9 protein-coding genes and 1 pseudogene are annotated in these 11,748 nt (G+C 54.1%); all 10 read left to right on the forward strand.

The window, feature by feature from the left end:
• A pseudogene (locus VF639_RS25525) lies at window positions 1–132 on the forward strand (IS701 family transposase); the annotation flags it as partial.
• A gap of 29 nt (window positions 133–161) precedes the next feature.
• Window positions 162–1,625 (forward strand): tail fiber domain-containing protein, encoded by a 1,464-nt coding sequence (locus VF639_RS23830; protein ID WP_331148465.1) that lies wholly within the window; start codon window positions 162–164, stop codon window positions 1,623–1,625.
• A 129-nt stretch (window positions 1,626–1,754) separates the two neighbouring features.
• On the forward strand, window positions 1,755–2,375 hold the full coding sequence (locus VF639_RS23835; RefSeq protein ID WP_331148466.1) for a pseudaminic acid biosynthesis-associated methylase: 621 nt from the start codon (window positions 1,755–1,757) through the stop codon (window positions 2,373–2,375).
• Window positions 2,376–2,540: 165 nt separating this feature from the next.
• Window positions 2,541–4,136: a hypothetical protein gene (locus VF639_RS23840; RefSeq protein WP_331148467.1), complete on the forward strand. Its 1,596-nt coding sequence runs from the start codon at window positions 2,541–2,543 to the stop codon at window positions 4,134–4,136.
• 236 nt (window positions 4,137–4,372) lie between these two features.
• Window positions 4,373–5,536: a UDP-4-amino-4,6-dideoxy-N-acetyl-beta-L-altrosamine transaminase gene (gene pseC / locus VF639_RS23845; protein WP_331148468.1), complete on the forward strand. Its 1,164-nt coding sequence runs from the start codon at window positions 4,373–4,375 to the stop codon at window positions 5,534–5,536.
• Window positions 5,537–5,592: 56 nt separating this feature from the next.
• A complete protein-coding gene (locus VF639_RS23850; RefSeq protein ID WP_331148469.1) occupies window positions 5,593–6,318 on the forward strand; it encodes a glycosyltransferase family protein in 726 nt (241 codons plus the stop codon).
• A 1-nt stretch (window position 6,319) separates the two neighbouring features.
• Complete coding sequence (pseG, locus tag VF639_RS23855; protein ID WP_331148470.1) at window positions 6,320–7,804, forward strand: UDP-2,4-diacetamido-2,4,6-trideoxy-beta-L-altropyranose hydrolase; 1,485 nt, start codon at window positions 6,320–6,322, stop codon at window positions 7,802–7,804.
• Between the two features lie 118 nt (window positions 7,805–7,922).
• Window positions 7,923–8,963: a pseudaminic acid synthase gene (pseI, locus tag VF639_RS23860; RefSeq protein WP_331148471.1), complete on the forward strand. Its 1,041-nt coding sequence runs from the start codon at window positions 7,923–7,925 to the stop codon at window positions 8,961–8,963.
• A 4-nt stretch (window positions 8,964–8,967) separates the two neighbouring features.
• Window positions 8,968–10,266, forward strand: a complete 1,299-nt coding sequence (locus VF639_RS23865; protein ID WP_331148472.1) for a glycosyltransferase family protein — start codon at window positions 8,968–8,970, stop codon at window positions 10,264–10,266.
• Between the two features lie 54 nt (window positions 10,267–10,320).
• A complete protein-coding gene (locus VF639_RS23870) occupies window positions 10,321–11,700 on the forward strand; it encodes a DUF7033 domain-containing protein (protein WP_331148473.1) in 1,380 nt (459 codons plus the stop codon).
• The last annotated feature ends 48 nt before the right edge of the window (window positions 11,701–11,748 follow it).

The following is an 11,748-nucleotide window of genomic DNA, read 5'->3' on the forward strand; positions in this document are numbered from 1 at the left end:
GCCGTACTGGCCTACACCAAGCTCGAAGTGCTCAAGGTCAAGTGCGGCATCGGCCATTTTCGCCTCAAAGCCCAACTCTACACCATCGGCCTCAAAGCCATGTATCAGCAACTCCGTCTACTTAGTGCGTAACATCAGTTACTAATACCCGCGCCAGCGCCGTGCTTCTCGTGTTTGGCCTTGCTGCTACTACTGCATCCGCCCAAGTGCTGACTCCCGGAGCAACCATTCAGGGAACCTCAACCAACGGTACTCCGGCCTCCGGGGCTACCGGCCCACTAGGGCAGATTCGGAGCGGCCTTTTCGGTCAATTCAGTTCCGGCGACAACTGGCTGGCCCTCGGAGAGTCACCTTTCGGAGTTGGCGGCGTGTTGCCCTACGGCCTGCGCCTGCAAAAAAGCTCGCAGTTTGGCTTATTCAACCAAGTAACGAATACCGGCACGGGGGCCGAGGACTTGATAGTAGGCTGGGGCGAAAACGCCAGCAGTCAGCTGCGGATGCGCTTTATCAGCAACCAATTCACCAACACGTTTACGGACGTGCTAAAGCTGCAAGGAGGCTCTCTAGCCCCGAGTGCAGAAATTACGGCCACCGCCCTTTCGGGCGGGGAAACGCCACTCCGAATCGGCGTGACTGATGCGCCCGGCAGCTTTCTTACAGTTGGCAACGCCACAGCTGTTGATGGACAATTTGCTCCTAGCATCACGGCTTCTCGCACCAATGACGTACGCGAAAGTTTATTCATTACAGGCTCAATTGATCCAGGCAACGACGTAGTAGATCAGTTTGGCATTGGGCGTCCAATTGTCTCCGTGCAAGGCCTTTTGTCTAATGGAGGTCAGGTAGGATTTCGACCTTTATTCGCTGTGAAGAATCTTAGCACATCTGTATTCGAAGTTCTTCCAAACGGGGCGGTCAATGCTGCCGGCACGGTAACCAGCAATACGTTCCTTGTCTCTTCCGACCAACGCTTCAAAGAAGATATCAAGCCGATAGAGAACAGCCTGGACCTTATCCGCAAAATGCGCGGCACGACGTACAATTTCAAAAAGTCGACGGAGTTTGCCGAACGCAACTTTCCGCAACAGCGACAGTACGGCTTTATTGCGCAGGAAATGGAGAAAGTACTGCCCGAAGCCGTGGCCAAGCAGCGCGATGGCTACTACGCGGTGAACTACAGCGAAGTGATTCCGGTGCTGGTGGAGGCCATGAAGCAGCTCGATACCAAACAAACCGAAACCACGCAGCTGCAACAACAAGTAACCGAGCTGAAGGCGCAGCTGGCGGAGCTACGGGTACTGGTAGAGAAGAGTACCGGCAAGGTATCCGGCGGCAAAGCCGCTGCCAGTCTCGACCTGAGCCAGGTAAAGCTCGAGCAGAATGCTCCTAATCCCTTCAGCGGCGTAACGCGCATCGAATATTCGCTGCCCGATGGCGCGACTGATGCCGTGCTGACAGTCAGTGATATGCAAGGCCGCACCATGAAAACTATTTCTGGACTACCTTCCGGCGGCCGGCAGGTAGTGGAACTGCAAGCAGGAACACTTCCCGTAGGCACTTATATTTATACCTTGAGTGTAGCCGGCAAGGAAGTTACAAGCAAGCGCATGGTTCTGACTCGCTAGGTTATACCCTGACACTTTCAAAAGAAAGCTCCGCATTAAACGCGGAGCTTTCTTTACTTTTACAAACTTTGCTTTGATAAGCATAAAGCCGACAAGGTATATTCTGAATTTTACAGATCGCAGAAACGTATGACTTTTAAAACTGAACAAGAGATTTTTTGGGCCGGCGAATTCGGTGACGAGTATATAGCTCGCAATAAAAGTCAAGAATATCTAGCGTCTAATCTGAATTTTTTCTCGCGGATATTCAACCGGGTAAGCAAGCCAGCTTCTTTGATTGAATTTGGCGCTAATATTGGCATGAATTTAAAAGCTATTCAGCTTTTATTCCCTGGAATCAACCTGTTTGGCATAGAGATAAATCAAAAAGCAGCCGAGGAATTAGCTGTTGCTGTTGGAACAGACAATGTATTCTCTGGTTCAATATTCGACTTCGAGCCAAGCAAACAATTTGAGGTGTCTCTAATAAAAGGAGTTCTGATTCATATTAATCCGGAACATCTTCCTCAGGTTTACGAAAAACTATACGAGGCAAGCAGTAAATACATTTTGATTTGTGAGTACTATAATCCTTCACCCGTCACAATTACTTATCGGGGCCACAACGACCGATTATTTAAGCGAGATTTTGCGGGTGAGATGCTCGAAAAGTATTCTGATCTGAAGTTATACGATTACGGTTTTTGCTATAAGCGGGACAGGGCATTTCCTCAAGACGATGTGACTTGGTTTTTACTGGAAAAAGCTTAGCCTCAATCTGTATCAGCCCATTAATTCCGACGACTACGGTACAGTGGCCGGCGAAACCCGCGCTGTAGATGAGTTGTTGCAACAGCACGGGCTTACGTTGCAAAAGCTCCCTTACACGCACACGCCTAGCTTTATTCGTAAGCTGGCGGCTCCTGGTCCTTCCCTATGAAAACCTACCACAAGCACCTAGAGTCCACGCTGGCTGCCGGCGAAACGGTTAGCCTGACGCGCCGCCCCGTCTTCCGGTCGTCGGCTATCTTTCCGGTGCAACACAATGTGCATTACTCCAGCCGGGTGCTGTTTATGGGGTATTGGTTGCTCAAGCGCCACATTCCGGAGGTGCAAATGTTGGTGACACTGCGCAGCCAAAACGGGACCATCTTGTTGCGTAAGAGTTTACTTATCACGGAACCTAAAGCCTTTGCGCTCCGGGTTGGCGACCTGTTGGCTGAAACTACTACCACTGATACAAGCGAGTTTGCCGGCTCACTGGAACTGGAAATCTTTGCCACCCGGGACTTGGTTTACCCCTACCCGGCCTTCGTGCTGAACTACTTCAGCGACACCTTCATGGCGACTGTACATACCACCGGCCGGGTGTACAACGACATCGAGGATCTACAGGAGAACGAGGACATTCAGGTGCCGGAATGCGGCTTCGACATCTTATCGGGAGCTGCGTATGCCCCATTTTTCGCCTTTGTGAATGGAGTTTACGCCTACGAGAAGCAGCTCGTCCGCTGGACCATAGTGGATGAGCATGACCACGCTACCCAAGGTGAGTTCGAGTTGCGCGACGTGCAGCCCTACGGCACGTACTTCATCAACCTGCGCGACTATATCGACCTAGACGCCATTCTGCAGGGCCAAAAAGGAACCATCAAGCTTCACCATAATTTCCGGGGCTTCTTCCCGCGTTTCGTCGCAGGCAACTTCGAGTTGGAGCGTCACGCCCTCAGCATCACCCACACCTACTACGACAGCTCGGCCGTCAGCGACGCCGGTGCCTATTGGGGCAACACCGACGAGCGGTTTCACGATAGCGCCGTATTTGCGCCCCTGTTTTTGGAAGAAGGCGAGTACACGCAACTGGTATTCTACCCCATCTACTCCCCTTCCGCCTTCGGCATCGATCTGGAATTCTACGACGCCCATGGCCAGCGCGTAGGCACTGTTCGTAACTGGCGCCACCTCGAAACCTCGCCGGATCAGTTCTTTACCCTGGATTTCAACGAGGTTATCCGCGAGAATTTTTCGCTGGAGCAGGCCCGTCAGCTACGTGGCGTTAACATTATCAAGCACTGGCCTAATCGGGAGCGTATCCCAACCCGCCTTAAGTTCGGGCTGAACGTGGGGCGCCATCAGCGCCCGATGAACCTGCCAACAAACGTGTGCTTCAACTCACAAGTAGCCAACGCCAAACTCCTAACCAAGCCCGGCACCTTTAAGTGGAGCCCCATCCTCGACGGCCAGCATTCGGTAGTAGTAATTCTGAATGGCTCCCCTGTGAAAGAGTATGCTACACCCGCTAACCTAAACCTAACCTTCTACCGCGAAGCCGACAACCAAACGCTTCACCGTACTGCCCAAGTAGCGCCTTTCGGTCAGCTCCGCATCGATATGAACACTGATCATGAGCTAGCAGCCTTTTTAGATGAGCAGCCTGGTTGGGTCACCATTCAAGCTGACAACCCATTCGTGACTTCCTGGTACTTCGATTTCAATGAGAGCGGAGCCGTTGGAGGCGACCACGCGTTTTAAACACGCTCACATCCTGTTGTTACCAGCGTTGCAGTGCACGTACCCGATGCGCTATAATTCATAGAGTTTCCAAACTTAATCATAGCAACAAGACGGGCACAAGGAGAAGCGCATAGCCTGGAAATTGCTACTGTCTATACTTTACCGCTTACTGCTACAAGTTAGCCTGAACAGGAATTCGCTTTAACTTTCAGCACTACTTCTTGCTTCAGTAGCAGTAGCTTTCAACTCTCTGCATGTCCTTTTATCCCGCTCACCCCATTGCCTACGGCCGCCAGCATATCACCGAGGCCGACGTTCAAGCCGTTGTGGAAACGTTGCACTCTGATTATCTGACGCAGGGGCCGAAAGTGGGCGAGTTTGAAGAGAAATTTGCTGCTTATATCGGGGCAAAATACGCTGTAGCAGTTAGCAATGGTACGGCGGCGCTGCACCTATGCGCGCTAGCACTAAAGGTGCAGCCGGGTCAGCGCGTTATTACTACGCCTATTACGTTTGCGGCTTCGGCCAATTGTGTACGCTACTGCGGCGGCGAGGTGTGTTTTGCCGACATTGATCCGGTTACTGCCTTGATCGACTTACGAGCGGTGCGGCAACTACTAGAAAGCCACCCGAGAGGCCACTTCCACGGATTGATTCCGGTGGATTTTGCTGGTTTGCCTGTTGACTTGGAAGAAGCTCGGGCGCTGGCTGATGAGTTTGGGCTTTGGATTATTGAGGATTCCTGCCACGCGCCGGGCGGCTTTTTCACCGATTCTAAAGGCCAGCCGCAATGCTGTGGCAACGGCCAGTTTGCCGATCTTGCTATCTTCAGCTTTCATCCCGTCAAGCACATTGCCACCGGTGAAGGCGGCATGATTACCACCAACCGGGAAGACCTATACCAGGAGCTATTGAAGCTGCGCACGCACGGCATCACCAAAGATCCAACTCAACTGCAGCGCCACGACGGCGGCTGGTACATGGAAATGCAGGAGTTGGGCTATAACTACCGCATGCCCGACATGCTTTGTGCCCTCGGCATCAGTCAGCTTGCGCGGGCCGATAAAGGTTTGGCTCGCCGCCGGCAGCTAGCAGCCCGTTACGACGATGCCTTTGCTGCTACGCCCGGCATAAAGCCTTTAGCTGGTGCTGCGGGCCATGCGTATCATCTCTATGTGATTGAAGTAGAAGACCGTAAAGGTTTATATGATGCTCTGCGCGCTAAGCAAGTATTTGCGCAAGTGCATTATATCCCGGTGCATACGATGCCTTACTACCAGCAGCTAGGCTGGAAGCCCGGCGACTTTCCGCTGGCCGAGAACTACTACGCGCATTGCCTTAGCATTCCGCTATTCCCTAGTCTCACCGACGAAGAGCAGGACTATGTAGTGGCCTGCATCCTAGATTTTGTGAGGTAATACCTCCGTTCAATATCGTATACTTCACTTGGTCTGTTTGTTTATCCATATATCCATTGAAAAAAGTTGGCATCATCTCGCAGGCGCGCATGACCAGCACCCGGCTACCGGGTAAGGTGCTGTTGCCCGTCGGAGGCCATCCGCTGCTACAGTACCATGTGGAACGGGTGCAGCAAAGTGGACTATCACTCTACCTAGCGACTACCACAAACGCCACTGACGATCTAATAGCCAACTTCGCTAGCGCCCGGCAGCTGCCTTGCACGCGTGGCGATGAGCACGACGTACTGGCGCGCTATCAGCAGTGTGCTGCTGCCCACGACTTGGACGTGATTGTGCGCGTAACATCAGATTGTCCGCTGCTTGATGGGAAGCTGATTGCGGGAAGCGTGCAAGCATACATCCAGGCAACTGACGAACGGTTGTACCTGTCCAATGTACTGGAACGTACATTTCCGCGAGGTTTAGATTTTGAGGTTTTCTCGCGCGAACTACTGGAAGAAGCTTTCCTGCACGCTACACTGCCCGCTGACCGGGAGCATGTGACGCCCTACATCCATCAGAACCGCTCGGGCCAGGTGCACTTTCAGCATATTATGCGCCGGGCTGACCGTAGTGCCTATCGCTTAACCGTAGACACAACGGAGGACTTCGAACTGATTAGGCGCTTGATAGAAGACTACGGAGCTGCTAATCTGACAACCGACGAGCTAATTGAATTGCTGAATCAGCATCCTGAATTGGTGGCGCTAAACGCGCACATCGAACAAAAGAAACTGTAAGATGCCGCTTCCCCGCTTGCTGCTGCGCGCCGATGGCAACTCCCGCATCGGGCTAGGACACGTAATGCGTCTGCTGGCCTTGGCAGAAATCCTGCGTGAGGAAGCAGCAACCTGTGTATTTCTGATACAGGAGCCCGAGCAGGAACTGCGGCGGCAATTAGAAGCGGCGAATTTTACTGTGGTGGAGCTACCCGTGCGGCCATTGGCGGAAGAAGCTGCATGGCTAGTGCGCCACGTGCTCTTTGCTACTGATGTATTGCTTCTGGATGGCTACTCTTTCACCTATAGCTACCAGCAAACAGTGCGGGGTAAAGCGGCGCATTTGATTTTCGTAGACGACTTGCACAGCTTCCCGCTGGCGGCCGATGTGGTGCTGAATCCGGCGGGCGGTGTTGTAATAAGTCAGTATGAGTTGCGTCAGCCCGGAGCCCGACTACTGGTAGGTCCGGCCTTTGCACCGTTGCGCGCCGCCTTTCGCAGTGCCGCCGCCCTTCCCGTTCCTGCCTCCACTCCTGATACTGTGCTGGTTTGCCTAGGTGGCGCCGACCCAACCCATCAAACACAGCAAGTAGTGGAATTGCTTCTGGCGCTAGCAACGGTACAGCAGGTGCATGCGGTAGTGGGCAGCGCCTATGCCAGATGGCACGAACTGCACGCTTGGGCCAGCCAACAGCCCCGGCTGCTACTACACCACAACCTACCAGCCACCAACCTGGTGGAGCTAATGCGCCAGTGTGGAGCAGCGGTATGCTCGCCGAGCACCATTAGCTACGAGTATTGTGCGGCGGGCGGTGGCTTGCTACTACTCCTTCCGGTGGCCGACAATCAACGTGACATCAACCACTTCCTGCTCTCAATTGGAGTTGGGCTACCTTACGTAAGCGCGGCCGATGTGCTTACGTCGCCAGAGGCAAACAAGCTTGCCGAAGAGTTTCGGCAAAAGCAGCGCCGAGTGTTCGATGGACTTGCGCCCGTGCGGCTGCGGCAGGAGTTTCGGGCACTTCAGCTGCCGCCGCCTCCTTTCTTCTTACGGCCAGCAACCCCTGCCGATTCCCACCAGTTGTTTGAGTGGACCAACGACCCGGCCGTTCGGCAATACTCTTTCCATCCTGAGTTGGTGCTGTGGCCCGAACACGAGCGTTGGTTTGCAGCCCGGCTTACTGACCCGGAGAGCTTGATACTCGTAGTCGAACAACCAGGCACAGGGTATCTTATGGGGCTCATCCGTTTTCAGGTAACCAACCAGCAAGCTACGCTCAGTTACTCGCTGGCGGCCGCCCACCGAGGCCAAGGTTTGGCGCCGCTGTTGCTGCTGGCAGGCACGCGCCAGATAACGCAGAAGTTTCCGGCGGTGCGGCAGGTGCTCGGGCACGTGCAACCCGAGAATTTAGCGTCCTGCAAGGCATTCGCGCGAGCCGGTTACCGTAAGCTGACCCCAAGCAATCCGGATTCCGTTACGTATGCGTGGGAAGCTGCCGGGCAATGAACGCCTTAGAAATTTTTGTGGCTTTTTTAAACTTTTGGCGGCGCCTTATGAGGTGGAGTTTTCCGTCCTTGAACGAGGAGCCGCACCGGCTTCCACGAGTACTTCGTTTCTTTGTGTCATGAATCTTTCTATCGGTTCTCGCCTTATTGGCCCCGACCAGCCGCCGCTCATCATCGCTGAACTCAGCGGCAACCACAATCAGGATTTAAACCGGGGCTTGGCCATTGTGGATGCTATGGCCGCCGCCGGCGCTCACGCCATTAAGCTCCAGACCTATACCGCCGATACCATGACGCTGCCCGGTGCCTACCGCATCGACGATCCAAAGTCGTTGTGGTATGGCCGGGAGCTGCACGAGCTGTACCAGGAGGCGCACACACCTTGGGAGTGGCACCAGCCACTATTTGAGCGGGCACGGCTGCACGGCATGCTGGCCTTCAGTTCGCCCTTCGATGAAACGGCAGTGGAATTTTTGGAAACACTCGACGTACCGGCTTACAAGATTGCCTCTTTTGAAAATACCGACTGGCCCCTGCTCCGCCGGGTAGCTGCCACTGGCAAACCCGTTATTATGAGCACGGGGGCCAGCACATTAGCGGAAGTAGCGGAAGCCGTGCAGGTATTGCGCGAAGCCGGCTGCCGTGATTTGGTGCTCTTGAAATGCACCAGCACCTACCCGGCCACGCCACTCAATACCAATCTGCGCACCATCCCGCACTTCCAACAGCTTTTTCCCGATTGCTTAGTGGGCCTCTCCGACCATACGGCCGGAGTAGGTGCCTCTGTGGCGGCAGTAGCTTTGGGCGCTTGCGTTATTGAAAAGCACGTAACCTTGCGCCGGGCTGATGGGGGCGTGGATTCCGCCTTTTCCCTAGAGCCCGAAGAGGTAGCAACTCTGGTTACGGAAACAGAGCGAGCGTGGCAGGCGTTGGGCCAGATACAGTATGGTGTGCAGCGCGCCGAGGAGAAGAGCCGCCTCTACAAACGCTCTATTTATGTTGCGCAGGAAATCAAGGCCGGCGAAGCTTTCACGAAGGAGAACTTGCGCGTAGTACGCCCCGGCGACGGATTACCGCCGCGTTATTTCGACCAATTGTTGGGTAAGCCAGCACGGCAGCACCTGTCAGCCGGCACGCCCCTTACGTGGGAAGCACTTTAGTTTCATGCCTGAGGTTCCACCCACGTTTACCGCACGCCTGCGCGACATTCTGCAGTTGCGCTTCACTCCTACCTTTGCTTCACTGCCCGCTCACACATTGAGTGGCATTTCCCCTGCCAACCCCTTCCGTCGCTTGGTAAAAATACTAGGTTACGCAGCGGCGCGGCTGCTTGGCAATATCCTTCAGCCCATCCGAAACCCGGACAAGCTGCATGGTGCGGTGTGGCTGTACGTGGTCAGCCAAAATAACTACGAGTCGCTGCAATTTGTACGGAAAGCTTTGCCTAATGCAGTTTTTATAGCAGGACAGAGCAAGCAAATTGGGCGCTACAACAGCGTAGTAAATCGAATTTCACTCCGGCGTAAGCTACTGTACTACTGGCAGTTCCCGATAGTCTTGGGGGGGCTATTGCGCACGGAAGGCAGGCTGGCCTGGCGGTTTTTCGATTTGATTTTCAATGCGGTTGGCTATTACGAAGTGTACTGCCGGGCGCTTCGGCACTACCGGCCGCAGGCTGTGGTTTTCGCCAACGACCACAACGACGACACGCGCGCCCTGCTACTGGCTTGCCGCCGCGAAGGTGTGCCGACGGCTTACATTCAGCATGCCAGTGTAAGCACCAGCTTTCCACCCTTAGGCTTCAACTTGAGCTTACTCGAAGGACAGGATGCCCTGGATAAGTATCGCCAATGTGGTCCTGTACATGGTGAAGTGCAACTAGTGGGCATGCCCAAAGCCGATGAGTTTTTAAGCTCTAAAAATCAGACACCTGCTGTGCAACGGGTCGGGGTGGCCTGCAATCTGCTCGATGAAACGGAAGCCCTGACGGCCGCAGTCCAGCACCTCACCACCAACTTTCCAGACTTTACCTTCACCTTCCGCGCTCATCCTAGCGACACCCGCGACTTTCGTTTTCTTCAGGCGCAACACCCGCTGCTGCTGTTTTCCAACGCCCGGCAGGAAAGTGTATTCGAATTTCTAACAAAACAAGACGCCCTAGTTGCCGCCGACACCAGCACCCACCTGGAAGCTACGTTGCTGAACGTAGTCAGTGTTTATTATCGGTTCAATACCCACGCCAATACCGACGACTACTACGGCTATGTGGCGCATAACCTGATAGAAAGAGCCAACACCTTGCCTGAGTTAGCCGCGTTGCTCGCCAAGTACAAACTCCACAAACCTGCTGACATCTACCGCCGCGCCACTTACTATAATGCTACGCTTGGCACTGCTGATGAGGGCCACAGCCGCGAACGGGCCGTACGGCTGTTGAATGAGTGGTTGCAAAATGTAGCATAAGCTTTAGCTTGTGCCACCTGCCAGGTTGAGCAAGTGAACTGGCATCGTTTTCCTATGCTTCCACCTTTACCAACAAGTACGTCTGTTTCCGCCGAAGCCCGGCTGACGTATGTGCTGCATCATTTTCGGCAGGCCTACGCAGAAGTACCAGAGGTTTCAATTGGCTATGCCGGCCAGCAGCCGCAGGTAGAAATAGTGGATGGGGCCGGCAGCTTTTTCACTGGTCAAGAACCTTATCCACCAACGCCAAACCAACGCCAATGGCAGGGTCGTCAGCTGCCTGTTTTCTTCGACCCACACCCGGAAAAGCCGTTGCTGGAACTACTGCCTAATAACCGAGCGTACATCCACGCCGACCTGATTGCGGCGGCTTTTTACCTGCTCAGCGGCTGGCAGGAGTACTTCTCCAATGAGCGGGACCAGCACGGTCGGTTTCCCTATGCAGCCAGTGTGCAGCAACGGTATGGGTTCGTGGCAGTGCCAGTCGTGAATTATTACTTTGATGTTTTAAAAACAGCCATCGAGCACGTAACCAGCCACCTGGTGCACCCACGCCGTTGGGCCAATGATGCACCTTTTGCCACGTTCGTTACGCACGACATCGACGAGTTGCGCAGCGCCTGGAAAGCACCTGCTAAAGCGGCTTTGCGTAGCGGCAACCTGCTGAAGTTCAGCCAACACATCTGGCAACATTTCACGCAGCCCGACGCCTGGGACAACCTGGAACTGGTGCAGCAAACGGTGGCCGGGTACGGCGCCAAAAGCACGTTTTTTTTCCTGCCCGAACATCAAAAGGCAGCTAACGGTACGCCCAATGCAGATTATAATATTCGACAGGAATGGCCAAAACTGACCGCAGCCGTTGGCGATTCAGAAATAGGGCTGCACGCTAGTTTGGGTACGGCCAGGCACGGCGGTCAGTTGAAGCAGGAAGAGCATTGGCTACAACATTTGCGCGACGGAGTGAAGGCATACGGTATACGGTTTCACTATCTACAATGGGAACCGCGCATTACTCCTACTCTCCTTGATGTGCTGCTCTACGAATACGATTCCACGCTAGGGTTTGCAGAACATTTTGGCTTTCGCAACTCCTACTGTCTGCCTTTTCATCCCTTTGATTTCACCCAAGGCAGAGTCTGTGACTTCCTCGAAATACCGCTCAATGTGATGGATGCCACGCTCCACCATCCCAATTACCTCCAGTTAGCATCCAATGAAATCCTACCGGCGCTGCGACCGATGTTCCAGGAAATCGAGCGGTTTGGCGGCGTCTGCACGCTGCTTTGGCACAACGACCACTTCGACCCCGCCAACGAAACCACCGGCCCCCGCCAGTTCGCCGAGCTGATGCAGTACCTTCGCAGCCGCAATACCGCATTCGTTAACGGCACGGATGTTTGCCGGAGAGTGAATGAGCGAATGAGTGAATGAGTGAAGTAGCCTACGTTTACAGACGTTTGCCTACTTCGCGCCATTCGC

Origin of the sequence: Hymenobacter sp., from assembly GCF_036387835.1 — a bacterium.
Taxonomy (GTDB): Bacteria; Bacteroidota; Bacteroidia; order Cytophagales; family Hymenobacteraceae; genus Hymenobacter.